This is a genomic window from Xanthomonas sp. NCPPB 901, assembly GCF_056725085.1.
The window spans coordinates 3,614,584-3,638,701 of sequence record NZ_CM161511.1; the positions used below are offsets into that span (position 1 = coordinate 3,614,584).

At 69.5% G+C, this 24,118-nt stretch carries 23 protein-coding genes and 1 tRNA gene; 12 read left to right on the top strand and 12 right to left on the bottom strand.

The features are described 5' to 3' along the window. Nucleotides 1-159: 159 nt before the first annotated feature. Nucleotides 160-235: transfer RNA gene (locus AC1PME_RS15120), tRNA-Thr, on the bottom strand. Between the two features lie 119 nt (nucleotides 236-354). Here AC1PME_RS15120 and AC1PME_RS15125 point away from each other — a divergent pair. Next, complete coding sequence (locus AC1PME_RS15125; protein WP_481096319.1) at nucleotides 355-1,311, top strand: hypothetical protein; 957 nt, start codon at nucleotides 355-357, stop codon at nucleotides 1,309-1,311. Beyond that, on the top strand, nucleotides 1,308-2,024 hold the full coding sequence (locus AC1PME_RS15130) for a hypothetical protein (protein WP_481096320.1): 717 nt from the start codon (nucleotides 1,308-1,310) through the stop codon (nucleotides 2,022-2,024). The genes AC1PME_RS15125 and AC1PME_RS15130 overlap by 4 nt, the downstream gene beginning before the upstream one ends. Before the next feature lie 271 nt (nucleotides 2,025-2,295). Here AC1PME_RS15130 and ispH read toward each other — a convergent pair whose 3' ends face one another. The 5 genes from ispH to murJ all read right to left on the bottom strand — a co-directional run bounded on the left by ispH (nucleotide 2,296) and on the right by murJ (nucleotide 9,701). Then, nucleotides 2,296-3,246, bottom strand: a complete 951-nt coding sequence (ispH, locus tag AC1PME_RS15135; RefSeq protein ID WP_254458754.1) for a 4-hydroxy-3-methylbut-2-enyl diphosphate reductase — start codon at nucleotides 3,244-3,246, stop codon at nucleotides 2,296-2,298. Nucleotides 3,247-3,302: 56 nt separating this feature from the next. Next, nucleotides 3,303-3,806: a signal peptidase II gene (lspA, locus tag AC1PME_RS15140; protein WP_254458755.1), complete on the bottom strand. Its 504-nt coding sequence runs from the start codon at nucleotides 3,804-3,806 to the stop codon at nucleotides 3,303-3,305. Nucleotides 3,807-3,915: 109 nt separating this feature from the next. After that, complete coding sequence (gene ileS, locus AC1PME_RS15145; RefSeq protein ID WP_481096321.1) at nucleotides 3,916-6,747, bottom strand: isoleucine--tRNA ligase; 2,832 nt, start codon at nucleotides 6,745-6,747, stop codon at nucleotides 3,916-3,918. 6 nt (nucleotides 6,748-6,753) lie between these two features. Next, complete coding sequence (locus AC1PME_RS15150; RefSeq protein ID WP_481096322.1) at nucleotides 6,754-7,752, bottom strand: bifunctional riboflavin kinase/FAD synthetase; 999 nt, start codon at nucleotides 7,750-7,752, stop codon at nucleotides 6,754-6,756. Between the two features lie 356 nt (nucleotides 7,753-8,108). Beyond that, the gene (murJ, locus tag AC1PME_RS15155; protein ID WP_481098128.1) at nucleotides 8,109-9,701 is read right to left on the bottom strand and encodes a murein biosynthesis integral membrane protein MurJ; all 1,593 of its coding nucleotides are present in this window, start codon (nucleotides 9,699-9,701) and stop codon (nucleotides 8,109-8,111) included. 116 nt (nucleotides 9,702-9,817) lie between these two features. Between murJ and rpsT the strand changes: the two genes are divergently transcribed. After that, nucleotides 9,818-10,090, top strand: a complete 273-nt coding sequence (gene rpsT / locus AC1PME_RS15160; protein ID WP_010341167.1) for a 30S ribosomal protein S20 — start codon at nucleotides 9,818-9,820, stop codon at nucleotides 10,088-10,090. Nucleotides 10,091-10,211: 121 nt separating this feature from the next. Here rpsT and cgtA read toward each other — a convergent pair whose 3' ends face one another. From cgtA to rplU, 3 genes are all read right to left on the bottom strand, one after another. Beyond that, the gene (cgtA, locus tag AC1PME_RS15165; protein ID WP_254458760.1) at nucleotides 10,212-11,267 is read right to left on the bottom strand and encodes an Obg family GTPase CgtA; all 1,056 of its coding nucleotides are present in this window, start codon (nucleotides 11,265-11,267) and stop codon (nucleotides 10,212-10,214) included. A gap of 266 nt (nucleotides 11,268-11,533) precedes the next feature. After that, nucleotides 11,534-11,794 carry a 50S ribosomal protein L27 gene (gene rpmA, locus AC1PME_RS15170; protein ID WP_010341169.1) on the bottom strand — a complete coding sequence of 87 codons (261 nt, stop codon included), beginning with the start codon at nucleotides 11,792-11,794 and terminating at the stop codon, nucleotides 11,534-11,536. Between the two features lie 12 nt (nucleotides 11,795-11,806). Further along, nucleotides 11,807-12,127 carry a 50S ribosomal protein L21 gene (rplU, locus tag AC1PME_RS15175; protein ID WP_010341170.1) on the bottom strand — a complete coding sequence of 107 codons (321 nt, stop codon included), beginning with the start codon at nucleotides 12,125-12,127 and terminating at the stop codon, nucleotides 11,807-11,809. A 296-nt stretch (nucleotides 12,128-12,423) separates the two neighbouring features. Here rplU and uvrA point away from each other — a divergent pair, with 296 nt between their 5' ends. From uvrA to AC1PME_RS15190, 3 genes are all read left to right on the top strand, one after another. Beyond that, on the top strand, nucleotides 12,424-15,423 hold the full coding sequence (gene uvrA, locus AC1PME_RS15180; RefSeq protein WP_481096323.1) for an excinuclease ABC subunit UvrA: 3,000 nt from the start codon (nucleotides 12,424-12,426) through the stop codon (nucleotides 15,421-15,423). Continuing rightward, on the top strand, nucleotides 15,423-15,830 hold the full coding sequence (locus AC1PME_RS15185) for an acyl-CoA thioesterase (RefSeq protein WP_254458762.1): 408 nt from the start codon (nucleotides 15,423-15,425) through the stop codon (nucleotides 15,828-15,830). The genes uvrA and AC1PME_RS15185 overlap by 1 nt, the downstream gene beginning before the upstream one ends. A 114-nt stretch (nucleotides 15,831-15,944) precedes the next feature. Further along, nucleotides 15,945-16,670, top strand: a complete 726-nt coding sequence (locus tag AC1PME_RS15190) for an enolase (protein ID WP_481096324.1) — start codon at nucleotides 15,945-15,947, stop codon at nucleotides 16,668-16,670. A gap of 150 nt (nucleotides 16,671-16,820) precedes the next feature. On the opposite strand, the gene AC1PME_RS15195 is transcribed toward AC1PME_RS15190, so the two are convergent. Beyond that, the gene (locus AC1PME_RS15195; RefSeq protein WP_481096325.1) at nucleotides 16,821-17,267 is read right to left on the bottom strand and encodes a copper chaperone PCu(A)C; all 447 of its coding nucleotides are present in this window, start codon (nucleotides 17,265-17,267) and stop codon (nucleotides 16,821-16,823) included. A 34-nt stretch (nucleotides 17,268-17,301) separates the two neighbouring features. Here AC1PME_RS15195 and AC1PME_RS15200 point away from each other — a divergent pair, with 34 nt between their 5' ends. Genes AC1PME_RS15200 through AC1PME_RS15210 form a run of 3 tightly spaced genes read left to right on the top strand, consistent with a single transcriptional unit; the run spans nucleotide 17,302 to nucleotide 19,577 of the window. Beyond that, nucleotides 17,302-18,081 (top strand): enoyl-CoA hydratase/isomerase family protein, encoded by a 780-nt coding sequence (locus tag AC1PME_RS15200; protein ID WP_481096326.1) that lies wholly within the window; start codon nucleotides 17,302-17,304, stop codon nucleotides 18,079-18,081. A 54-nt stretch (nucleotides 18,082-18,135) separates the two neighbouring features. After that, nucleotides 18,136-19,044: an acyl-CoA thioesterase II gene (tesB, locus tag AC1PME_RS15205; protein WP_254458766.1), complete on the top strand. Its 909-nt coding sequence runs from the start codon at nucleotides 18,136-18,138 to the stop codon at nucleotides 19,042-19,044. An 11-nt stretch (nucleotides 19,045-19,055) separates the two neighbouring features. Next, nucleotides 19,056-19,577, top strand: coding sequence for a putative signal transducing protein (locus tag AC1PME_RS15210; RefSeq protein WP_481096327.1), 522 nt, complete (start codon nucleotides 19,056-19,058; stop codon nucleotides 19,575-19,577). 239 nt (nucleotides 19,578-19,816) lie between these two features. Here the strand turns inward: AC1PME_RS15210 and AC1PME_RS15215 are convergent, their stop codons facing one another. Further along, a complete protein-coding gene (locus AC1PME_RS15215; protein WP_307551741.1) occupies nucleotides 19,817-20,419 on the bottom strand; it encodes an EF-hand domain-containing protein in 603 nt (200 codons plus the stop codon). Nucleotides 20,420-20,559: 140 nt separating this feature from the next. On the opposite strand from AC1PME_RS15215, the gene AC1PME_RS15220 reads away from it, so the two are divergent. Then, nucleotides 20,560-21,381, top strand: coding sequence for an arginyltransferase (locus tag AC1PME_RS15220; RefSeq protein ID WP_429002544.1), 822 nt, complete (start codon nucleotides 20,560-20,562; stop codon nucleotides 21,379-21,381). A 215-nt stretch (nucleotides 21,382-21,596) separates the two neighbouring features. Here the strand turns inward: AC1PME_RS15220 and AC1PME_RS15225 are convergent, their stop codons facing one another. Next, nucleotides 21,597-21,743: a hypothetical protein gene (locus tag AC1PME_RS15225; RefSeq protein ID WP_481096328.1), complete on the bottom strand. Its 147-nt coding sequence runs from the start codon at nucleotides 21,741-21,743 to the stop codon at nucleotides 21,597-21,599. Nucleotides 21,744-21,827: 84 nt separating this feature from the next. On the opposite strand from AC1PME_RS15225, the gene AC1PME_RS15230 reads away from it, so the two are divergent. Together AC1PME_RS15230 and AC1PME_RS15235 are read left to right on the top strand one after the other, a co-directional pair. Next, entirely contained in the window at nucleotides 21,828-22,790 is a 963-nt protein-coding gene (locus AC1PME_RS15230; protein WP_481096329.1) for a sulfotransferase family protein, read from the top strand. Continuing rightward, nucleotides 22,787-24,112: an MFS transporter gene (locus tag AC1PME_RS15235; protein WP_254458771.1), complete on the top strand. Its 1,326-nt coding sequence runs from the start codon at nucleotides 22,787-22,789 to the stop codon at nucleotides 24,110-24,112. Before AC1PME_RS15230 ends, AC1PME_RS15235 begins: the two co-directional genes overlap by 4 nt. The last annotated feature ends 6 nt before the right edge of the window (nucleotides 24,113-24,118 follow it).

The following is a 24,118-nucleotide window of genomic DNA, read 5'->3' on the forward strand; positions in this document are numbered from 1 at the left end:
CAAGCCCGGGCGGGCGCCAGGCCACGTTTTTACCTGCGACACATTGCCGCACCCGGCTGCGCCGCGGCGCCGCAGGCGACCGCACGCACGGACCTCGGTCGCAGAAACCGGTGCCGCAGATACCACGAAGGCAGCCTCGCGGCTGCCTTCTGGTGCAACTGGTGCCGGAAACAGGAGTCGAACCTGCGACCTACGCATTACGAATGCGCCGCTCTACCGACTGAGCTATTCCGGCGGAACTGGCAATTCTAGGCGTCGGCCCGGGCCGCGGTCAATTGCGCCCGGGCGCCTTGGCGGGGGCGCCGCGGACGATGCGCTACCCTTGCCGACCCGTTGTTCGCATGCCCCGCACTCGTGAAGTCGTTCGCCTGGTTCTGGCTGGCCTTTCTGCTGTTCTTCGCCCTTCCCTTCCCCTGCATCCTCTACGTCGGCAGCACATGGCCGCTGCCGCTGGCCCAGCGCAACCCGCCCGGGTGGGCGCTGACCCTGCTGGCGCTGTCGCTGGGCCTGTGGCTGCACCTGCTCTATGCCTACCTGGACAGCTTGCTGCTGATGCCCGGACGCGCACTGCGGCGCGTGCGCCACATCCTCGCCCACGGCGTGCGCCGCGAGGCGCTGATCGAACGCGCCGCGCCGACCGGCGTCGAGGTGCAGGGATGGCCGCAGTGGTCGCTGACCCTGGCCTTCGACAACCTGTCCGGCACGCGCATCCGCGACACCCTGACGATCGTGGACCGCAAGCCGGCGCAACGCCGCTTCGAGAGCGGGCGAACCGTGCCGCTGCGGCTAAGCACCACGCCGGGCGCCGCCCCGAACCTGGTGCTGGAGGACGCCGAGCCGGCCCTGGACCGCGCCAGCCTGTGGCGCCGCGCGGCCGGCGCGGTGCTGCTGGTGGTCCTGGTCGGCGCCGCCTATGGCGTGGCCTGGCGCCTGCAGAACCAGGGCCTGGGCTGGACCTTCCTGACCTTCAACCACCCGCTGCTGACGTGCGCGCTGGTGCTCAACGGCTACCTGCTGGCCTTGCGCGTGATCCTGCGCGTGATCCGCAGCAACACGACTGACCAGACCTTGACCTACCGCGGCCTGCGCGCCCGCGCGCGGGTGCTGGACGTGCGCCAGACCGGCACCACCCTCAACGAGCAGCCGCAGGTCGAGTTTCGCGTGGCGTTCGAGGACGCGTCCGGCAACAGCCACGAGGCGACGGTACGGCGGTTCGTGCCGCTGCTCGACATCGGCCGGCTGCCGCGCGAGACGGTGTCGGTGCTGTACGACCCGCAACACCCCGCCCGCGCCGACCTGGAGCTGCCATGAAGACGCCGCCCACCCCACTGGTCTTCGCCGGTGTCGTCCTGCTGCTCGGCGGCATCGCCTGCGCCGGGGGCGCTTGGGACACCATCCGCGCCACCCTGCAGGCGGGACCGCGTCTGCAGGCGGCGGACCCGGCGGCCGCCCTGCAGGCCACCGCCAAGCCGCAGTCGCTGGCGGTCCCCCCGGCCGCTCCTGCCACCGCCGGCCCCGAACCGGAGCCGCCAGCACCGCATGGCAACCTGCTGTTCGACCCGGCGCGGCTACGCGCCGCGCGGCAGGCGCTGGCGGCTCTGCCCGGGCTGCAGGGCCACGACCTGCGCGTGTTCCATGCCGTGCACTTCTACGACGACCGGATCGGACTCGAACTGCTGGATCCCGCACAGCCGGACCACGTGGACGAATACCGCTTCGACCACGCTGGCTGGCACAAGGAAAAGCCCGTGAATCCGCGCATGTTCGGGCCATTCCTGAAGCCGGCCACCGACACCGCCGCGTTGCAGGACATCGCCTTCGAGGGCGCCTACCGGGTGGCCACGGCCCTGAAGGAACAGGGCGAGGCACTGCAGGCCGCCCCCAAGGAAGTGGATCACGTGTACGTGCTGGTGGGTCGTCGCGGGCACCTGCGCTGGATGCCGGACGGCGTGCAAGGCGATCGCGTCACCGTGGGCATCGACTTCGATGCACAGGGGCGGCCGCACGGCGTGCAGCGCCACTGAGCCGCGGCGGCGGCGCGACCGAAGCGCTGGACGCCAGGACCGTCGATGCCGGCACCGCCGCCAGGACGCTTGGGTTCATGTGCAGATCCGGCTTCGGGGCACCTCCGATACCCGGCGGTTGCCGCGCACCGCACCGCCTCGACTGTCCCGTAGGAGCGGCTTCAGCCGCGACGGGCTTTCCCGGGAACGCCTCGTCGCGGCTGCAACCGCACCTGCGATCGCGACGCAAACGCCCGCCAATCCTGCAAAAACCCGCGAGTGGATATGCCCGCTAGTCGACCAGGCGCAGGCGCAGTTCCTTGGGCAGGGCGAACACCATCGACTCCGGTTCGCCCGCCAGTTCGGACACGCCGTCGGCGCCGAGTTCGCGCAGCCGCGCGATCACCCCGTCCACCAGCACCTGCGGCGCCGAGGCGCCGGCGGTGAGGCCGACCCGGCGCTTGCCGGCGACCCAGGCCGGATCGATCTCGTCGGCGCCGTCGATCAGGTAGGACTCCACCCCGTCGCGCCGCGCCAGCTCGCTGAGCCGGTTGGAATTGGAGCTGTTCGGCGAGCCGACCACCAGCACCAGGTCGCACTCCCTGGCCAGGTCGCGCACCGCGTCCTGGCGGTTCTGGGTGGCGTAGCAGATGTCGTCGTTCTTCGGTCCCTGCATCGCCGGGTAGCGCGCGCGCAGCGCCTCGATGATGCCGCGGGTATCGTCCACCGACAGCGTGGTCTGGGTGGTGTAGGCCAGGTTCTCCGGCTGCTGCACGTCCAGCGTGGCGACCTGCTCGATGTCCTCGACCAGGTAGATGCGGCCGGTGCCGCATTCGCGGTCCCACTGCCCCATCGTGCCTTCCACCTCCGGATGGCCGGCGTGGCCGATCAGCACCACGTCGCGGCCGGCGCGGCAGTGCCGGGCCACCTCGAAATGCACCTTGGTGACCAGCGGGCAGGTCGCATCGAACACCTTCAAGCCGCGCCGCTCGGCCTCCTGGCGCACCGCCTGGGCCACGCCGTGGGCGCTGAAGATCACCGTGTTGCCGTCGGGCACCTCGTCCAGTTCCTCGACGAAGATCGCGCCGCGCTGCTTGAGGTCGTCGACCACGAAGCGGTTGTGCACCACCTCGTGGCGCACGTAGATCGGCGCGCCCAGGGTCTCGATGGCGCGCTTGACGATCTCGATCGCGCGATCGACGCCGGCGCAGAAGCCGCGGGGGTTGGCGAGCAGGACATCCATAGCTAGATCCGCCGGCCGCAGGGGGCCAGGCGCTTCGACAGGGAGAGTGGCACCGATTATCCCGCTTTTCGCTTCGCCTTGCCGTCGAACACGCCGAACAGGGCGATGCCGATGGCGCCGGCGACGATCGCCGAGTCGGCGATGTTGAACGAGGGCCAGTAGTGCTCGCCCACGTACCACTGGATGAAATCGACCACGTGGCCGTGCATCAGCCGGTCGATCACGTTGCCGATCGCCCCGCCGATCACCAGCGCGTACGGCAGCGCGCTGCGCCACTCGCCGCGCGGGGTGCGCGCCAGCCACCAGGCCAGCAGGCCGCTGATGCCCACCGCCAGCGCGGTGAACAGCCATAGCTGCCAGCCGCCGGCCTGGCTCAGGAAACTGAACGCCGCGCCGGTGTTGTAGGTCCGGTACCAGTTCCAGAAACCGGGAATCACCGGCACCGCGGTGAACTCGGGCAGGCTGGACAGCACCCAGGCCTTGCTCCACTGGTCCAGGCCGATCACCACGGCCGACAGCAGCAGCCAGATCAGGGCGGAGGGATTGGGTCGTGCGGTCATGCGGGAAGTCCGCCTTGGGCGAATGAAGAAAGGAAGGACGGCCGGCGCCACAGCCACGGCGCCGCCGCCGGCCCCGGCGGCGCGCAGGCCGCGCGGCCGGGGACGGGACTCAGAACCAGCGGCGCTCCTCGCCCGGTCCTTCGATGTTGCTGACGCAGCGGCCGCACAGCTCCGGGTGCGCCGGGTCGGCGCCGACGTCGGCGCGGTAGTGCCAGCACCGCACGCACTTGGGCTTGCCGGTGGCCTGGGCGCTGACGAAGATCTCGTCGGTGCTGGCCTCGCGCACCACCACGTCACCGCTGATGAACAGGAAGCGCAGTTCCTCCTGCAGCGGCTGCAGCTTGGCCGCCGTGGCCGCGGCGGCGGCGACGGTGATCTCCGCCTCCAGCGCCGCGCCGATCACGCCGTTGCCGCGCATCGGCTCCAGCACCTTGGCCACCTGCTCGCGCAGCGCCAGCAACTGTTCGAAGTCGGCCGCGCTCAGCGCCGCGTCTTCCGGCAACGGCGCCAGGCCTTCGTACCAGGTCGCGAACAGCACGTTGCCCAGGTGCGCGCCCGGCAGGTAGCCCCACAGTTCGTCGGCGGTGAAGCTCAGGATCGGCGCGATCCAGCGCACGAAGGCCTCGGCCACATGGAACATCGCGGTCTGCGCCGAGCGCCGGCCGTGCGAGTCCTCGGCCATCGTGTACAGCCGGTCCTTGGTCACGTCCAGGTACAGCGACCCCAGGTCCACGCTGCAGAAGTTGAGCAGCGCCTGCACGATGGCGGCGAAGTCGTAGCGCGCATAGGCGGCCTTGATCTGCTCCTGCACCTCGTAGGCGCGGTGCACGATCCAGCGGTCCAGCGCCACCAGCTCCGGCAGCGGCCGCAGGTGCATGGCCGGATTGAAGCCGTGCAGGTTGCCGAGCAGGAAGCGCGCGGTGTTGCGCAGGCGCCGGTAGGCGTCGGCGTTGCGCTTGAGGATCTCCTGCGACAGCGACATCTCGTTGCTGTAGTCGGCCGAGGCGATCCACAGGCGCAGGATGTCCGCGCCCAGCGTCTTCATGATGTCCTGCGGCTCGATGCCGTTGCCCAGCGACTTGGACATCTTGCGGCCGTGCTCGTCCACGGTGAAGCCGTGGGTCAGGCACTGCCGGTACGGGGCGGCGTGGTCCAGCGCCACGCCGGTCAGCAGCGAGGACTGGAACCAGCCGCGGTGCTGGTCGGAGCCCTCCAGGTACAGGTCGGCCGGCTTGGGCAGGCCGCGCTCGGTCAGCACCGCCTCGTGGGTGACGCCGGAATCGAACCAGACGTCGAGGATGTCGGTGATCTTCTCGTAGTCGGCGGCCTCGTCGCCGAGCAGCTCGGCGGCGTCGAGCGCGTACCACACATCCACCCCGCCCTCCTCGACCCGGTCGGCGACCTGGCGCATCAGCTCGGTGCTGCGCGGATGCGGCTCGCCGGTCTCGCGGTGCACGAACAGCGCGATCGGCACGCCCCAGGTGCGCTGGCGCGAGATCGTCCAGTCCGGGCGCCCGGCGACCATGCCGGCGATACGCGCCTGGCCCCAGGTCGGGTACCAGTGCACGCCCTCGATCGCCTTGAGCGCGTCGGCGCGCAGGTTGGCCTGCTCCATCGAGATGAACCACTGCGGCGTGGCGCGGAACGCGATCGGGGTCTTGTGCCGCCAGCAATGCGGATAACTGTGGACCATGCTGGCGCGCGCCAGCAGCAGCCCGCGCGCGGCCAGCAGGTCGGCGATGACGTCGCTGGCCTTCCAGATGTGCAGCCCGGCCAGTTCCGTGCCATCGGCCGCGGGGGTCGAGGGCAGGTACACGCCGCGCGCGTCCACCGGGTTGATCTGCGCGGCGCTGTAGCGCTCCAGCAGCCCGTACGGCTTGACCGCCGCGTAGTCCTCCTGGCCGTGGCCGGGTGCGGTGTGCACCGCGCCGGTACCGTCGGTGTCGGACACGTGGGTGCCGAGGATCACCGGCACGTCGCGTTCGTCGTAGAACGGATGCGCCAGCACCTGGTGTTCCAGTGCCGCGCCGGCGACGCGGCCGTGCACCACCACCTCATCGACGCCGTAGCGCTGCAGTGCGCGCTCGGCCAGCGCATCGGCCAGCACCAGCCAGCGGCGGCGGCCGTCGCGGGCCGGGCCTTCGACCAGCGCGTAGACCAGCTCCGGCCCCAGCGACACCGCCAGCGAGGCCGGCAGCGTCCACGGCGTGGTGGTCCAGATCGGCACCGCCACTTCGGCACCGTCCGGCAGGGTCGCGCCGAACGCGGCGGCCAGCGCCGCGCCGTCGCGGGCCGTGTAGGCCACGTCCACCGTCGGCGACTGCTTGTCGGCGTACTCGATCTCGGCCTCGGCCAACGCCGAGCCGCAATCGAAGCACCAGTGCACCGGCTTCACGCCGCGGGTCAGGTGGCCGTTCTCGACGATCCGGGCCAGCGCGCGGATCTCGTTGGCCTCGAAATGGAAGTCCAGCGTGCGGTAGGGATTGTCCCAGTCGCCGATCACGCCCAGGCGCTTGAAGTCGCGGCGCTGCAGGTCGATCTGCTCGTTGGCGTACTCGCGGCACTTCTGCCGGAACTCCACCGCATCCAGCTTGACCCCGACCTTGCCGAACTTCTTCTCGATCGCGATCTCGATCGGCAGGCCGTGGCAGTCCCAGCCCGGGATGTACGGCGCGTCATAGCCGGACAGGTACTTGGACTTGACGATGATGTCCTTGAGGATCTTGTTGACCGCATGCCCGAGGTGGATCGCGCCGTTGGCGTAGGGCGGGCCGTCGTGCAGCACGAACAGCGGCCGGCCCTGGGCGTTGTCGCGCAGCCGCGTATACAGGCCCTCGCTCTCCCAGCGCGCCAGGATGTCCGGCTCGCGCTTGGGCAGGTCGCCGCGCATCGGGAACTCGGTCGCCGGCAGATGGAGGGTGGCTTTGTAGTCCTGGGTCACGGGCAGTTACCGGTCGGTGGTCTTCAGGGGGAGGTCCGCGCGCGGGGCGGCGGACACGGGCGGCAGGCCCGTGGCGGCCGGCGCGGCGAGCAGTTGCCGCGCCAGCGCGGCGTCGCGGTGCATCTGCGCGGTCAGCGCCGGCAGATCGGCGAAGGTTTCCTCGTCGCGCAGCTTGGCGACGAACTCCACCTCGATGTGGCGACCGTACAGGTCGCCCTGGAAATCGAACAGGTGCGCTTCCAGCAGCGGCTCCACGCCCTGCACGGTCGGGCGGGTGCCGAAACTGGACACCGACGGCCACGGCTGCGCCGCCACCCCGTGCACCCAGGTGGCGTAGATGCCGGACAGCGCCGGGGTGCGGGCGAACCGGAGGTTGGCGGTGGGATAGCCGAGCGTGCGCCCGAGCTGCTTGCCGCGTACCACGCGGCCGCCGATCGCGTACGGGCGGCCGAGCAGTTCGGCGGCATGGGCGAACGCGCCGGCCACCAGCAGCTCGCGGATGCGGGTGCTGGAAATGCGCTCCTCGCGCAGGTGCACCGGCGCGATCTCGTCGGCGGCGAAGCCGTGCCGCGCGCCCAGCGCGCGCAGCAGCGCGATGTCGCCGCCACGCTTGTGGCCGAAGCGGAACGCCGGGCCGATCCAGACCTCGCGCGCGCGCAGGCGCTCGACCAGCACGCGCTGCACGAAGTCTTCCGCGCTCATCGACGCCATGCGTCGGTCGAAGCGCAGCAGGCCGACGCTGTCGATGCCGAGTTGGAGCAGGCCCTGCACCTTGGCCCGGGCCAGGGTCAGCCGCGGCGGCGGCGCGGCCGGGGCGAAGAACTCCCGCGGCAGCGGCTCGAAGCTCAGCGCCACCGCCGGCACGTCCGCCGCGCGCGCGCGCGCGATCGCCTGCCGCACCAGCGCGCGGTGGCCCAGGTGCAGGCCATCGAAGGCGCCGATGCAGACCACGCTTCCCTGCGGGAACAGGGTCCCGCCCTCGACGTCTCTAAACAGCCTGCTCATTCCTCGGTCCGAAGCGCCGGCGCAGGAGGCGCCGGTCGATGATGCGTAACCGTCGAGTATAGCGGTTGGGGGCTGGGCTCGGGGCTCGGGGCTCGGGGCTCGGGGCTCGGGGCTCGGGGCTCGGGGCTCGGGACCCGGGACCCGGGACCCGGGACCCGGGACGGCAGCATCGCGCCCAAGACCAAACTACTGCGAAGCGATCCCGCAAAAACAGAGTGACCGCTTTATGTGGGAGGGGCTTCAGCCCCGACGGGCTCTACCGGTAGAGCCCGTCGGGGCTGAAGCCCCTCCCACAGTGCAATCGCAACCGCCCCGCACTCGCGGGAATGCCGGGTCCCGGGTCCCGGGTCCCGACCTCAATGCTCCCGCAGATCCCGCGGCCGGAACCCCAGCGCCAGCAACGCCAGCAGATACACCGCGCCGCCACCGCCGACCAGCAGCAGCAGGCTGCCGATGCGGTGCCACTTGTCCATGGTGGTGAACGCCGGCAGCCAGTGCAGGCCCAGCGCCAGCACCGCGGCCATCGCCGCGCAGGCCACGCCCAGGCGCAGCAGGTAGCCGCTCCAGCCCGGCTTGGGCTGGTAGACCTGGTCGCGGCGCAGCCAGCGCCACAGCAGCGACAGGTTGAGATAGCTGGCCACCGCGCTGGCCAGGCCCAGCGCCAGGTGCAGGCCCGGCACCGCGGCCAGCGCCGCGCGCACGCCCTGCGCGCGCAGCTCCGCCGGCACCCACAGCTGGTACAGGATCGCCAGGAACAGCAGGTTCAGCACCATGTTGGCGACCAGCGCGGCGACGCCGGCGCGCACCGGCGTGCGCGTGTCCTGGCGCGAATAGAACGCCGGCAGCAGCACCTTGAGCAGGGCGAACGCCGGCAGGCCGAAGCTCAGCCCGAACACCGACATCGCCGCCATGCGCGTGTCGAAGGCGGTGAACTTGCCGTACTGGAACAGGGTCGCCACCAGCGGCTGGCTCAGCAGCATCAGCCCCAGCATCGCCGGCACCGCGATCAGCAAGGTGGTGCGCAGCCCCCAGTCCAGCGCGCTGGAGAAGCCGGCGCGGTCGGTCTTGACGTGGTGCCGCGACAGCGCCGGCAGGATCACCGTGCCCAGGGCCACGCCGAACACGCCCAGCGGCAGCTCCAGGAAGCGGTCGGCCTGCGACAGCCAGCTCTGCGAGCCGGCATACAGGAACGAGGCGATCACCGTGTCCAGCAGCAGGTTGATCTGCGCGATCGAGGAGCCGAACAGGGTCGGCACCATCAGGGTCAGCACCCGGCGCACGTCCGGATGCCGCCAGCCCCAGCGCGGCAGGGTCAGCAGGTCGATGCCGCGCAAGGCCGGCAACTGGAACAGCAACTGCAGCACGCCGGCCACCAGCACCGCCCAGCCCATCGCCAGGATCGGCACCTGCAGCCGCGGCGCCAGCCACAGCGCACCGGCGATCATGCACAGGTTGAGGATCACCGGGGTCAGCGCCGGCAGGCCGAAGCGGTGGAAGCTGTTGAGCGCGCCGCCGGCCAACGCGGTCAGCGACACAAACAGCAGGAACGGAAAGGTCAGCCGCAACAGGTCGACGATCAGCCCGAACTTGGCCGGATCGTCCGTGGCGCCCGGGTTGAACAGCATCGCCACCTGCGGGGTGAAGATCAGGCCCAGCGCGGTGACCAGCAGCAGCACCCCGCCCAGGGTGCCGGACACCCGCGACATCAGCGCGCGCAGGTCGGCATGCGGGCGGGTCTCCTTCACTTCGGTGAACACCGGCACGAAGGCGGTGGCGAACGAGCCTTCAGCGAACAGCCGGCGCAGGAAGTTGGGAATGCGGAACGCCACCCAGAACGCATCGGTGGTCGCGTTGGCGCCGAAGGAAATGGTGATGGCCTGGTCGCGCACCAGCCCCAGCACGCGCGAGACCATGGTCATGCTGCTGAACGAGAGCAGCCCGCGGAGCATGCGCGGCGTGCTCATGCGACGGCCCTCTTGACAATTGGCTTGACGCGAATGTTTGGACGCTTCATACTCTCCCGCTTGTTTTTATCCACCACACAGCTTTCCAGGAAACCACCACCGTGGCCAATATCAAGTCCGCCAAGAAGCGCGCCAAGCAGACCGTCGTGCGCAACGCGCGCAACACGGCTCAGCGTTCGATGCTGCGCACCGCCGTCAAGAAGGTCATCAAGGCCCTGGACGCCAACGACGCAGCCGGCGCCGAAGCCGCTTTCGCCATCGCCCAGCCGATCCTCGACCGTTTCAGCTCGCGCGGCCTGATCCACAAGAACAAGGCGGCCCGTCACAAGAGCCGCCTGAGCGCCCGCATCAAGGCGATCAAGACCGCCGCCTGATCGGCTGCCGTCGACGCCGGAAGCACCCACGCTTCCGGCAGCACCACGAAAAAGCCCGGCCTCGGCCGGGTTTTTCGTGTGCGTACCACCCCACTCTGCACGCCGTCGCACGGCGCGGGACTCAGGAAGCATCGGCAGCCGCATCCAGCGCGTCCTCGCGCTGGCGGTCGAAGAACGCCATCACGTCCTTCATGATCGGCCAGGTGCCTTCGCGGCCCAGGGCCGACACCAGATACCAGGGCTGGGTCCAGCCCAGCTCGGCGACGACCTGCTCGGCCAGCGCACGCGCCTCGTCCTCGAACATCAGGTCGGCCTTGTTCAGCACCAGCCAGCGCGGCTTGGCCAGCAGCTCCGGGTCGTGCTTCTGCAGTTCGCGCTCGATCGCCCGTACCTGCTCGGTCGGCGACACGCCGTCCACACCGCCCTCCATCGGCGCCAGATCCACCAGGTGCAGCAGCAGGCGGGTGCGCTGCAGGTGGCGCAGGAACTGCGCACCGAGGCCGGCGCCGTCGGCGGCGCCCTCGATCAGCCCGGGAATGTCGGCGATCACGAAACTGCGGTAGGCCTCGACGCTGACCACGCCCAGGTTCGGGTACAGCGTGGTGAACGGGTAGTCGGCGACCTTCGGCGTGGCCGCGGAGACCGCGCGGATGAAGGTGCTCTTGCCGGCATTGGGGAAGCCGAGCAGGCCGACGTCGGCCAGCAGCTTCAGCTCCAGCTTGAGCGTTCGCTCCTCGCCCTCCTCGCCCGGCGTCGCCTTGCGCGGCGCGCGCGTCACCGAACTTTTGAAGTGCATGTTGCCCAGGCCGCCCTTGCCGCCCTGCGCGACCAGCAGGCGGTCGCCGTGCGCGACCAGGTCGCCGATGACCTCGTCGGTCTCGACGTTGACCACCACGGTACCGACCGGCACGGTGATGGTCAGGTCCTCGCCGGCCTTGCCGTACATCTGCCGGCCCATGCCGTTCTCGCCGCGCTGCGCGCGGAACGCGCGCTGGTGACGGAAGTCGACCAGGGTGTTGAGATTTTCGTCGGCGACCAGCCACACGCTGCCGCCGTTGCCGCCATCGCCGCCATCGGGCCCGCCCAGCGGGATGAACTTCTCGCGGCGAAAGCCGACGCAGCCATTGCCGCCATTACCGGCAGTGACCTGGATTTCCGCTTCGTCTACGAGTTTCATGGATAACAACCGGGAATGGGGAATGGTGAATCGGGAATGGAAAAAGCGAGCCGTCGCCGCGACGTCGATTCTAAGTCGCAGCCACAGATCGGCAAAATCCATCACTGCATTGCCTAGCGCAGCCAGGACAGGGCGAGTTCACGGGAGGCGCCTTTGCCACTCCCGATTCCCTACTCCCCATTCCCAGCCGCAAAACAAAAACCCCGCCGAAGCGGGGCTTTCGTCAGCAAGCCCGCGCCATGGCGCAGGCCCTGGACACCGGCGACTTACGCCTCGGTGACCACGCTCACGGTGCGGCGCTTCTTGGCGCCCTTCACCGAGAACTCGACCTTGCCGTCGACCAGCGCGAACAGGGTGTGGTCGCGACCCAGGCCGACGCCGGCGCCCGGGTGGAACTGGGTGCCGCGCTGACGCACGATGATGTTGCCGGCTTCGATGGCCTGGCCGCCGAACATCTTCACGCCCAGGTACTTCGGGTTGGAGTCGCGGCCGTTGCGCGAGGAACCTACGCCTTTTTTGTGTGCCATGACTGCTGCTCCTTACTTCTTGTCGCCACCGGCAATGCCGGTGATCTCGATTTCGGTGTAGTGCTGCCGATGACCCTGACGCTTCATGTGGTGCTTGCGGCGGCGGAACTTGATGATGCGCACCTTGTCGGCGCGGCCGTGGGCCACGACCTTGGCGGTGACGGCGGCGCCCTTCAGCGCGTCGCCGATCTTGATGCCGTCGCTGTCGCCCAGCATCAGGATGTTGTCGAACGTGATCTCGTTGCCGGCTTCGACTTCGAGCTTTTCCACGCGGAGCGTTTCGCCCTGCGCGACGCGGTATTGCTTACCGCCGGTGACCAGTACTGCGTACATGACCAGACTTCCTCTGTAGTTATTGTGGTCGTTCCCGTCGTGCCGTTTCGGGCAGACAGGAGCGGGATTGTAAGCCGCCGCGCGCGGCAGGGTCAAGCCCACCCAGGCCCGGACTGTCAAGCCCCGCGGGCCGGCACGGCTGCCTGAACCAGCCAGCCGCCGGCGCCCGGCGGCGCTGGGATCTGCGGCAATTGCCCCCACCTGACAAGCTGGGTACGCTGATCGATTGCCGTCCCCTTTCCGCCCCCACACTGGCCAGCAGCACCGCCGCGGCCGGCACACTCCGGAATCTCTTCATGGCGATGGATTACATCCGCATCCGCGGCGCGCGGACGCATAACCTCAAGAACCTCGACCTCGACCTGCCGCGCGACAAGCTGATCGTGATCACCGGCCTGTCCGGGTCCGGCAAGTCCTCGCTGGCGTTCGACACCATCTACGCCGAAGGCCAGCGCCGCTACGTGGAATCGCTGTCGGCGTACGCGCGGCAGTTCCTCAGCGTGATGGAAAAGCCCGACATCGATCACATCGAAGGCCTGTCGCCGGCGATCGCGATCGAGCAGAAGTCGACCTCGCACAACCCGCGCTCCACCGTGGGCACCATCACCGAAATCTACGACTACCTGCGCCTGCTGTACGCGCGGGTGGGCCAGCCGCGCTGCCCCGACCACGGCTACCCGCTGGAGGCGCAGACGGTCAGCCAGATGGTCGACCAGGTGCTGACCCTGGACCCGGAACAGCGCTACATGCTGCTGGCACCGGTGATCCGCGAGCGCAAGGGCGAGCATGCGCAGGTGTTCGAGCAACTGCGCGCGCAGGGCTTCGTGCGCGTGCGCGTGGACGGCGAGCTGTACGAGATCGACGCGGTGCCGGCGCTGGCGCTGCGCCAGAAGCACACCATCGAGGCGGTGATCGACCGCTTCCGCCCGCGCGAGGACATCAAGCAGCGCCTGGCCGAGAGCTTCGAGACCGCGCTGAAGCTGGCCGACGGCATGGTGTCGGTGCAGTCGCTGGACGACGCCGCGGCCGCGCCGCACCTGTTCTCCTCCAAGTACAGCTGCCCGGTCTGCGACTACTCGCTGCCGGAGCTGGAGCCGCGCCTGTTCTCGTTCAACGCGCCGATGGGCGCCTGCCCGAGCTGCGACGGCCTGGGCGTGGCCGAGTTCTTCGATCCGGAGCGGGTGGTGGTGCATCCGGAGCTGTCGCTGTCGGCCGGCGCGGTGCGCGGCTGGGACCGGCGCAACGCGTACTACTTCCAGCTGATCGCCTCGCTGGCCAAGCACTACAAGTTCGACGTCGACGCGCCCTGGCAGTCGCTGCCGGCGAGCGTGCGCCAGGCGGTGCTGTACGGCAGCGGCGACGAGACCATCACCTTCACCTACTTCACCGACGCCGGCGGCCGCACCCAGCGCAAGCATCGCTTCGAAGGCATCATCCCCAACCTGGAACGCCGCTACCGCGAGACCGAATCGCCGGCGGTGCGCGAGGAACTGGCCAAGTACATCAGCGAACGGCCGTGCCCGGACTGCAAGGGCGCGCGTCTGAACAAGGCTGCGCGCAACGTGTTCGTCGCCGACCGTCCGCTGCCGGACCTGGTGGTGCTGCCGATCGACGACGCGCTGAGCTTCTTCCGCCAGCTCGACCTGCCCGGCTGGCGCGGCGAGATCGCCAGCAAGATCGTCAAGGAGATCGCCGAGCGGCTGGGCTTCCTGGTCGACGTCGGCCTGGATTACCTGACCCTCGAGCGCAAGGCCGACACCCTGTCCGGCGGCGAGGCGCAGCGCATCCGCCTGGCCAGCCAGATCGGCGCCGGCCTGGTCGGGGTGATGTACGTGCTCGACGAGCCGTCGATCGGCCTGCACCAGCGCGACAACGAGCGCCTGCTCGGCACCCTCACCCGCCTGCGCGACCTCGGCAACACGGTGATCGTGGTCGAGCACGACGAGGACGCGATCCGCCTGGCCGACTACGTGCTGGACATCGGCCCCGGCGCCGGCGTCCACGGCGGCGAGGTGGTCGGCCAGGGCAGCGTGCAGGACCTGCTGAAGGCGCCGCGCTCGCTGACCGGCCAGTACCTGTCGGGCAAGCGCCGCATCGAGATCCCGGCCAAGCGCCACAAGGCCAATCCGAAGATGACCCTGCACCTGCGCGGGGCCACCGGCAACAACCTCAAGAACGTCGACCTGGACATCCCGGCCGGGCTGCTGACCTGCATCACCGGCGTGTCCGGCTCGGGCAAGTCGACGCTGATCAACGACACCCTGTTCACCCTGGCGGCCAACGAGATCAACGGCGCCTCGCACAGCGTGGCACCGTACCGCGAGATCGAGCACCTGGACCTGTTCGACAAGGTCGTGGACATCGACCAGTCGCCGATCGGACGCACCCCGCGCTCCAATCCGGCCACCTACACCGGGCTGTTCACGCCGCTGCGCGAACTGTTCGCGCAGGTGCCGGAAGCGCGCTCGCGCGGCTACTCGCCGGGTCGCTTCAGCTTCAACGTGCGCGGCGGCCGCTGCGAGGCCTGCCAGGGCGATGGCCTGATCAAGGTGGAGATGCACTTCCTGCCGGACGTGTACGTGCCCTGCGACGTCTGCCACGGCAAGCGCTACAACCGCGAGACGCTGGAGATCCTGTACAAGGGCTTCAACATCAACGACGTGCTGGAAATGACCGTCGAGGATGCGCTGAAGCTGTTCGAGCCGGTGCCGTCGATCGCGCGCAAGCTGGAGACCCTGGTCGACGTGGGCCTGAGCTACATCAAGCTCGGGCAGAGCGCGACCACCCTGTCCGGCGGCGAGGCGCAGCGCGTGAAGCTGTCCAAGGAACTGTCGCGGCGCGATACCGGCCGCACCCTGTACATCCTCGACGAGCCGACCACCGGCCTGCACTTCCACGACATCGAGGCGCTGCTGGGGGTGCTGCACAAGCTGCGCGACGAGGGCAACACCGTGGTGGTGATCGAACACAACCTGGACGTGATCAAGACCGCGGACTGGATCGTCGACCTGGGCCCGGAAGGCGGCCATCGCGGCGGCACCATCCTGGTCACCGGCACGCCGGAAGACGTGGCCGCCTGCCCGCAGTCGTACACCGGCCAGTTCCTGGCGCGGATGCTGCCTTCCACCAGCGCGCGCCCGGAGCAGCCGGCGGCGATGGCCAACAAGCCCGATGCGCGCCCGCCGCGCAAGGTCAAGCCGGAAAAGCCGGCGAAGAAGCAGGCGGTGGCGGCAAAGAGCGACAAGGCCAGCAAGAGCACCACCAGTACCGGCACCAAGAAGAAGAAGGACGCCTGATGAGCAGCGAACACAAGACCCTGGCGCGCATCCCGATCAGCGTGCGCTGGCGCGACATGGACAGCATGGGCCACGTCAACAACGCCAAGTACATCTCCTACCTGGAAGAGGCGCGGGTGCGCTGGATGCTCGGCGTGGACGGCGTGTCCATGCGCGACCGCATCGCGCCGGTGGTGGCGGCGACCAACGTCAACTACCGCGCACCGATCGTGTGGCCCAACGACATCCTGGTCGAACTGTTCGTCGAGCGCCTGGGCACCAGCAGTATCACCATCGGCCACCGCATCGTCGACCAGCAGGACGAGGGCAAGCTGTACTCCGACGGCAACGTGGTGGTGGTGTGGATGGACACCCAGACCGGCAAGAGCGCGCCGCTGCCGGACGCCGTGCGCAAAGCGTCGAGCTGACGCCTGCGGGCAAGGGCCAGGGGCGAGGGCACCCGCCGCGCCGGCGTACCCGCCACTGGCCGGCACCCACGCCAACGGACGCCGGCCACGGCCGGCACCCTGCCAAGGACCGCCATGCTCCATCGCACCGAACTGCGCGACCTGCTACCCGGTATGGTCGCGTTTCCCCGCGACGTCTTCCCCGTCGACCAGGACTGGCTCGGCCAGCACCTGCTGCCGCTGCTGCAGATCGACCTGGGCGTGCTGCGGCCGGAACTGGCCGGCTGCGCGCCGACCCTGCTGTGCCCGATCGAACCCTACGAGGGCTGCATCGGCGACGAGACCGGCGCGCACCACAACGCGTTCACCGGCAGCAACTGGATCGCCTTCGAACTGAGCGCCGACAACCGCATGCGTTTTCTCGGCAATCCCGGCTACTTCCTCGGCGACCAGACCGAGGACGCCGACGCGCGGGAGCACATCGCACAGATGCGCGAGCGCTATGCGAAGGCGCGCGACGACCATGCCGCGCATGGCCGGCTGGCCAGCGGCTCGGCCTACGCCCCGGACACCGTCATCGAACACGCCTACCTGGATACGCTGGGCGGCCAGATCGGGTACGGCAACTGGGTGGTGACGGCACCGATCCCGTCGGCCTTCGCGCTGACGTTCACCGATGCGGCGCAGGATCCGCACGCAGCGGACGATGCGGAGCGAGTGGTCATCACGCGCGACGGCAACCCGTTCCTCGCCGTGGCCGAGGTCGCCGGCTACAACTGGTGCGCCGCTGGCGCCGACGCGATCGTGATGCTGTACGAGCCGCACAGCCGCACCGTGCTGTTCTCATACGACTGGACCTAAGCGCGCGGCGCCACCGCAGAGCACGCTGCGGCGGAGACACCCGATTTCGCCGTGGCGCCTGACCGCCCCATCGCTGGCGTTTGCCGCGGCCCGGCGCGACAGGTCGTGCGCCGCTCCTGCGGCAGGCTCGCCTCGTGACGCGAGGCTGCCTTACATCGCCTGCTTGCGCACGGTCAGCGTCGCATCGACCTTGCCGCCACCGTCCAGCTGCAGTTGCAGCGGCACGGCCTGGCCTTCGGTCAGCGCGCCCTTGCCCTGCATCAGCATCAGGTGCATGCCGCCGGGCTTGAGTTCGACGCGCGCGCCGGGAGCCAGCGGCACACGCTCGACCGCGCGCATCCGGCTGACGCCGGCCACCAGCGTGGTCTCGTGCAGCGACACATCGCCGAAGCGGGGGCTGCTGGCACCGATGACCGCCACCGCCTTGCCGCACCCGTTATGGAGCGTGCCGTAGCCGGCGGTCATCGGCATCGCCGGATTCGGCGGCAGCCGCGCCCAGCCCTGCTCCAGGGTCACGCAGGCCGGTTCGGCGGCCGACGCCGAGGCGGCGGCCGCGCACAGCACGCACAGTACGCCAGCGAATGGTTTGGTTATCATCGCCGAGATTCCTTCTTCCAGAGCAGACCGCAGCATGACGACGCTCATCGACGTGATCAACCACGGCCCCATCCGCGAACTGCGCCTGGCGCGCCCGCCGGTCAACGCGCTGGACACCGCCCTGTGCGGACAGCTGATCCAGGCCGTCGAACAGGCCAGCGCCGAGGGCGCGCACGGCATCGTGCTGTCGGGCAATGAACGCCTCTTCTCCGCCGGCATGGACGTGCCGCACCTGCTCGGCCACGGCGACGACCGCGCCAAGCTGCTCGGCAGCTGGCAGCAGTTCTTCGGCGCGGCGCGCGCGCTGGCCGCCAGCCCGATCCCGGTGGTGGCGGCGCTGACCGGCCACGCCCCGGCCGGCGGCTGCGTGCTGGCGCTGTGCTGCGACTACCGGGTGATGGCGCGCAGCCCCGAGCCGGCGCGTCCGGTCACCATCGGACTCAACGAGACCCAGGTCGGCCTGGTCGCCCCGGAGGGCATCCAGCGCCTGCTGCGGCGGGTGGTCGGTGCGCACCGCGCCGAGCGCCTGCTGATCGGCGGCGACCTGGTCAGTGCCGAGCGCGCGCTGGAGATCGGCCTGGTCGACGAACTGGTCGACGCCGACCTGGTGGTGGCGCGCGCGCTGGCCTGGCTGCTGGACCTGCTGAAGCGGCCACGGCAGCCGATGCTGCAGACCCGCGCCATCGCCCGCGCCGACCTGCGCGCGGCGCTGGCCGACGAGCACATCGGGCTGGAGCGGCTGATCGACGACTGGCAGGCGCCGGACACCCAGGCCGCGCTGCGCGCGCTGGCGGCGCGGCTGGGCAAGGGCTGAGCGGCGCGGACGGCCCGGTATACTGGGCACACGTCCGTCGCCAGGCCTCGCCTCTTGTCCGCCAAGCCCGCCCCCGTCGTGTCCGAACTGATCGAACTGCTGTCGCTGGAGCGGCTGGAGGACAACCTGTTTCGCGGCCAGAGCCGCGATATCGGCACCAAGTACGTGTTCGGCGGCCAGGTGCTGGGCCAGGCGCTGTCGGCGGCGCAGGCCACGGTGGAGAACGCGCGCCGCGTGCACTCGCTGCACGCCTACTTCCTGCGCGCCGGCAACATCGACCACCCCATCGTCTACGACGTGGACCGCACCCGCGACGGCGGCAGCTTCTCGGTGCGGCGGGTCACCGCGATCCAGCACGGCAAGGTGATCTTCTTCTGCGCGGCCTCGTTCCAGGAACAGGAAGACGGCGCCACCCACCAGCTGAAGATGCCGGAAGTGCCGCAGCCGGAAGACATCGAGCCGACCCCGGCGGCACGCCCGGAAGTGCTGGCGACGCTGCCGACCAAGGTGCAGCGCTGGCTCTCGCGCGGCGGCCCGTTCGAGTTCCGCCACGTGTATCCGCGCGACGAGCTGAACCCGCCCAAGCGCCCGCCGTTCCAGCAGATGTGGCTGCGCCTGAGCGAGCCGGTCGGCGATGCGCCGGAACTGCACCAGGCACTGCTCGCCTACGCCTCGGACTTCCACCTGCTCGGCACCGCCACCTTCCCGCACGGCATCAGCTACTACACGCCGAACGTGCAGATGGCCTCGCTCGACCATGCGCTGTGGTTCCACCGCCCGTTTCGCGCCGACGACTGGCTGCTGTATTCGCTGGACAGCCCCAGCGCGCAGGGTGCGCGCGGCCTGGCGCGCGGGCAGTTCTTCACCCGCGACGGCACCCTGGTCGCCAGTACCGCGCAGGAAGGCCTGATCCGCGTGGTCCCCGACGCCGGCGCCGCGGCGCAGGTTCCGGCGAAAAGCTGAGGGCACCCCGCATGCGTCAGATCTTCAGCAGCCAGCGCGTGGAAACCGCCGAAGGCGTGGCCGCACTGCTGCGCGCAGCCGGCATCGCGGTGCGGCTGAGCAACGGCCGCTCCTACCGCAGCCGCCGCAGCGGCCAGTTCAGCTATCTCGATCCGGTGGCGGCGCAGGCGCAGCCCACGGTGTGGGTGGTGCACGCCAACGACCAGCCACGCGCGCGCGAACTGCTGCGCGAAGCCGGACTGCTCGACAGTACCCGGCGCGATCCGGAACAGGGCCGCGCGCCGTACTTGAACGAGTTCCGCTCGCAGGTGGAAGCGGACAGCGGCAAGCGCTGGGCCTGGCGCATCCGCATCGCCCTGCTGCTGGCGATCGCTGCGGTGGCGCTGGTCACGGTGCTGCGCCACCGCGACAACCGCGGACCGAACCCTGCCCCCGCCGCGGCGCCCGCGACGCAGCCGGCCAGGCCTCCGGCGCAAGACACCGGCAGCGACGAAGTGCGCGTGCGCGTGCAACCGGCGCCGCGCGGCAACTGAGGACATTGCGCGCGGCGCCCTGTCGCGTGCATCGGCTGTGGCATTGCGCTTGCTGCTGCAGGTTTCTACATGCCTGCGCCGCACAGCGCGTGACACCTCACTGCTGTGCTGTCGCGACGCCACGTCGCGACAGCGCGTACCTCCCGCGTCTCCCACAGCAAAACGCCCCTGCACCTTGCGGTACAGGGGCGCGGTCGATCGGCGCCTTGATGCAGTGAAGCGGTGCTGCGGCGGCTGACTCAGTTGCTGTCCGGCGCCGGCATCGGCGGCGGCGCGTCGCCGCCGCGCGGACCGCCCGGGCGATGCGCCCAGCGCTTGACCTGCGCCGCATCGAACTCGGCGCGGCTGAGCATGCCGTCCTTGTTGGTATCGGCCGCAGCGAACCAGGCATCGCGATGCTGCTTGGCGCGCAGCTCGAAGTCGGCACGGTCGATGTAGCCGTCCTTGTTCACGTCCATCTTGTCGAAGCGCGCGGCGAGCCTGGGATCGGCCTGCGCTTCGGCGCGGCTGATGCGGCCGTCCTTGTTGGTGTCCAGCTTGGCCATCATCGCGCCGGGCACGCCGTGTTCGCCCGGGCCGCCGTGGCGGCCGTGCCGCGGCCACTCGTCGCGGCTGAGCTTGCCGTCGTGGTTCTTGTCCAGCGCATCGAAATGCGCGGCCAGGCGCGGATCGGCGGCGGCTTCGCTGCGGTCGATGACGCCATCGCCGTTCTTGTCGAGCGCGGCGATGCCGCCGGCAGCGGCTGGCGCGGCGGGATCGGCCGGCGGCGGCGGAACGGCGTAGGCGGCACCGGACAGCACGGCCAGCACGGCCAGGGCGAGCAGCGGGTTGCGATACTTCATGGGTCACTCCCTGAGGATGATGAGGAACCTGCCGCAACGGCAGGCGTCGGCGCGATGGGCGGCCCGAACAGCGGACCGGCGCAGCGCGCCTTCCCTGCAGACAACGCCTCGTCGCCGCCACGGTTGACCCGCGACCTGACCTGTTCATGGAGGGGACAGTCGCGGCCCCTGCGATGGCGAAGCGCTATGCTCGGCGCATGGCCATCCATTCCGACGCCAGCGACGACCTGCGGCTGTTCCAGACCGGCCAGCACGCGTGCGGCTATTGGCCGGAGCGTCAGGCCCGCGACCTGGTGCTGGACCCGCACGATCCGCGCCTGGGCGCGCTGTATCCGCTGGCGTTGAGCTGGGGCTTCCGCCGTTCCGGCGACCTGGTCTATCGCCCGCACTGCGACCACTGCCGCGCCTGCGTGGCGGTGCGCATTCCGGTCGAGGACTTCGTGCCCGATCGCAGCCAGCGCCGCTGCCTGGCGCGCAATGCCGACATCGAGGTGCGCATCGTCGCCGCCGAGCGCAACGAGGAACAGTTGGCGCTGTACCAGCGCTACCTGCGCCATCGCCATCCCGGCGGCGGCATGGACGATCACGGCGCGCACGAGTTCGACCAGTTCCTGATCGGCCGCTGGTCGCATGGGCGTTTCCTGGAACTGCGCCAGCGCATGCCGGACGGACGCCGCGGGCCGCTGCTGGCGGTGGCGGTCACCGACATCACCGCGCAGGCGCTGTCGGCGGTCTATACCTTCTACGATCCGGAGGCCAGCGCGCGCGGCCTGGGCACGCTGGCGATCCTGCAGCAGCTCGCCTGGGCCCGGCGCGAGGGTCTGCGCCACCTGTACCTGGGCTACTGGATCCGCGGCCACCAGAAGATGGACTACAAGCGCCGCTTCCGGCCGCTGCAGGCCTACGACGGCCGCCACTGGCGCGACTTCGACGCCCATCCCGAACACGGCGATCGCGATTGACCCAGTAGCGTGCACGACCTTCGCAAAGCGCGAGGCGTCCACAAAACCCGGCCACAGGGCGGCGAGATTCGCGACCGCCGGAAGACCGCAATACAGATGCGGCGGCATTGCCCTGCAAGGCGATGGAGTGCCACGGCCGCGCCTTCAGTACGCCACCGGACCGCGACGTCGCGATTGTTCGATCGGCACGCGCTACGTCGCAGCGAGCTCGACGTCTACGCAATGCGGTCGCCGCCCACATTCGCGACCGCCTGAAGATCGAGCGCAGGCGGCGTCTCTGGCGAATCAAGGCGAATTGCCACCGCGGTTTCGGCATACGGCCCAAGCACTGCGACCGCGATTAACCCACTAATGTGCAGCATGTCCGGAATCTCCCGGACGTCTACAAAATACGCTAACCCCACGATTTACCCGGTGATATAAAGTGCGCAACACGCGGAATCATTATGTCTATCTCCCGCCAATCGCCCTCATTCACCACGCCGCTTTCGCCGCCAATCATGATCGGAGGCGAAAATCGCTCAGGAACGACGCTACTCAGCATCCTGCTCGACTCGCACCCCGACCTGGTGGTCGGACCGGAGATCGACTTCATCGAACCCGAAAACCTCGGCCCCCATATTCTCGCAGTGTGCGAATTAATGGATTGCGGCGACCGGCGAGTGGCCGGCAACAGCAAGGACACCATCGATCCGGAATGGTACGACGGCATGCACTTCGTCATACAGTGCGAGCGTTTCGGCCTGCGCCGCGAAGATGTACGCGCGTTGATCGGCGGACTGATGGCTGAACATGACAGCACGCTTTCCACGCTGGAAGAACGCTGCCTGGTCATTGAATCCATTGGCGAATTTCGCCGCAAGAACACCCAAAAGAAGCGCTGGGGATTAAAACTGCAACGCAAGATAAAGGACATCGAAACGTATTCAAGAATCTGGCCGAACGCGCACTTCATCCAGATTATCCGCGACGGTCGCGACCTGGCAGCCTCGCATCTCGGAACGGTCCCGGACTGGGGTTACCGAACGATTGCCGACGCGGCCCACGGTTGGCTCGAAGTCGTCACCGGGCCGCGCCATGGCGCGCCGCCAGGACGCTATCTGGAAATTCGCTACGAAGATCTCGTCACCCAGCCACGCGCGACCCTGGAACGGGTACTGCACTACCTTGGCGTCGCCTGGGACGAGGCGATGCTTCACCACAGCGAGCAGGCGCATTCGCTGTTCGAGACGCCCTGGGGTCACCCCGCGGCAGCCGCGACGCGCAAACCCTTGTCCGCCTCGCGTCGCGGGCGCTATCTGCAGGATCTGACGCCTGACCAGATCGCAGCATTCGAACGTATCGCCGGGAAGGAACTGCTGAATCTCGGTTACGGCTTGAGCGCGCCGGAACCCGGCCGTACGCCATGACGCGGCCGCTGCCGCCATGTCGCGCATCCCGGCAGCGGCTGCCGCGCAGTTTCCGCCTCCTCGTCGCCGGCCAAGCGCTGTCCCTGATCGGGTCGCAGGTGACCCTCCTGGCCTTGCCGTTGATCGCAATCCAATTGAACAACGCGCAGTCATTCGAAACCGGCGTTCTGCTTGCCTGCGGACGTGCGCCCTATCTGCTGCTGGGCCTGCTTGCCGGTGTAGCGGCAGATCGGGTCGCGCACTGGATGCTGCTGGTCGTCGCCAACGCGGCCATGGCGCTCACGCTTGCCACGCTGCCGCTGACCGCATTGCTCGATGGGCATATCGGCATGGCGCATCTTTACCTCGTCGCGACCCTGGTGGGAGCGGCCGCGGTCGTCGCCGATATCGCCTTCCTGGCTTGCGTGCCGACGGTCGTCGGTCCGCAGCAACTGGTGCAGGCGCAAAGCAGGATGGAACTGGCGCAGTCGGCAGCCTTGGTGGTTGGGCTGCCACTGGCAGGCTGGCTGGTCGCCACGTTCTCCGCGCCCGTCGCGATCCTGGCCGACTCGGCGTCCTTCCTGTTGGCGGTTGCCCTGCTCCCACATGCGGCGCTGCGTTCGGCGCGCAACGCGCCGGCGTTGGCCGATCGCCACGCGCGCCAGGCAGGCGGCGCAATCTGGCGCCTGCTGGGAGAGGCCGCCGACGGCGTCCTGTTCACGCTGCGCAGCCCCTCGTTACGCGCCGTGACGCTTGCCACGGGTACGTTCGTTTTCTGCTACAGCGCCTATTCCGCGGTGTTCCTGCTGTACCTGTCCCGGGATCTGGGATTGAGCGCCGGCATGATCGGCACCGTCACCGGCATCGCCGCGACAGGCAGCGTGCTTGGTGCCCTGATCGCCCGCCGAGTGGCGCAGGCGCTGGGGCTGGGCCGCACGCTGACCGCGGCATTGCTGACCAGCGCGATCGGCGCGGTACTGGGCCCAAGCCTGCATGGGGCGGGCTGGCTCGCGTTGGGATTGTCGCAGGTGCTGATCTGGGCAGGACAGCAGGTCTACAACGTCCACCAGGTACCGATCCGCTACGCCCTGGCGCCCGTGCACCTGCATGGACGGGTGAACGCGAGCATCCGCACCGTGGTCTGGAGCCTGGCGCCGCTCGGCGCCCTGCTCGGTGGTGCATGCGGCATGTGGTCGACGCCGAGAACCACCTTGCTTCTCAGCGGCGCGCTGATGGCGGCGGCGGCCGGCTGGATCGTCGCCTCCCCCCTCTGGGCGGTGCGCGTTCCCCAACTCGGGCAGGGGCATGCCGCCGTCCCGTCCACCGCCGCTTCCCGCAGATAGACAACC

Coding starts and splice junctions, on each gene's coding strand:
- AC1PME_RS15130 (WP_481096320.1), top strand. CDS start 1,308: ATGAAGACGCCGCCCACCCCACTGGTCTTCGCCGGTGTCGTCCTGCTG.
- ispH (WP_254458754.1), bottom strand. CDS start 3,246: ATGGATGTCCTGCTCGCCAACCCCCGCGGCTTCTGCGCCGGCGTCGAT.
- lspA (WP_254458755.1), bottom strand. CDS start 3,806: ATGACCGCACGACCCAATCCCTCCGCCCTGATCTGGCTGCTGCTGTCG.
- AC1PME_RS15150 (WP_481096322.1), bottom strand. CDS start 7,752: ATGAGCAGGCTGTTTAGAGACGTCGAGGGCGGGACCCTGTTCCCGCAG.
- murJ (WP_481098128.1), bottom strand. CDS start 9,701: ATGCTCCGCGGGCTGCTCTCGTTCAGCAGCATGACCATGGTCTCGCGC.
- cgtA (WP_254458760.1), bottom strand. CDS start 11,267: ATGAAACTCGTAGACGAAGCGGAAATCCAGGTCACTGCCGGTAATGGC.
- rpmA (WP_010341169.1), bottom strand. CDS start 11,794: ATGGCACACAAAAAAGGCGTAGGTTCCTCGCGCAACGGCCGCGACTCC.
- rplU (WP_010341170.1), bottom strand. CDS start 12,127: ATGTACGCAGTACTGGTCACCGGCGGTAAGCAATACCGCGTCGCGCAG.
- uvrA (WP_481096323.1), top strand. CDS start 12,424: ATGGCGATGGATTACATCCGCATCCGCGGCGCGCGGACGCATAACCTC.
- AC1PME_RS15185 (WP_254458762.1), top strand. CDS start 15,423: ATGAGCAGCGAACACAAGACCCTGGCGCGCATCCCGATCAGCGTGCGC.
- AC1PME_RS15190 (WP_481096324.1), top strand. CDS start 15,945: ATGCTCCATCGCACCGAACTGCGCGACCTGCTACCCGGTATGGTCGCG.
- AC1PME_RS15195 (WP_481096325.1), bottom strand. CDS start 17,267: ATGATAACCAAACCATTCGCTGGCGTACTGTGCGTGCTGTGCGCGGCC.
- AC1PME_RS15200 (WP_481096326.1), top strand. CDS start 17,302: ATGACGACGCTCATCGACGTGATCAACCACGGCCCCATCCGCGAACTG.
- AC1PME_RS15210 (WP_481096327.1), top strand. CDS start 19,056: ATGCGTCAGATCTTCAGCAGCCAGCGCGTGGAAACCGCCGAAGGCGTG.
- AC1PME_RS15215 (WP_307551741.1), bottom strand. CDS start 20,419: ATGAAGTATCGCAACCCGCTGCTCGCCCTGGCCGTGCTGGCCGTGCTG.
- AC1PME_RS15225 (WP_481096328.1), bottom strand. CDS start 21,743: ATGCTGCACATTAGTGGGTTAATCGCGGTCGCAGTGCTTGGGCCGTAT.
- AC1PME_RS15230 (WP_481096329.1), top strand. CDS start 21,828: ATGTCTATCTCCCGCCAATCGCCCTCATTCACCACGCCGCTTTCGCCG.
- AC1PME_RS15235 (WP_254458771.1), top strand. CDS start 22,787: ATGACGCGGCCGCTGCCGCCATGTCGCGCATCCCGGCAGCGGCTGCCG.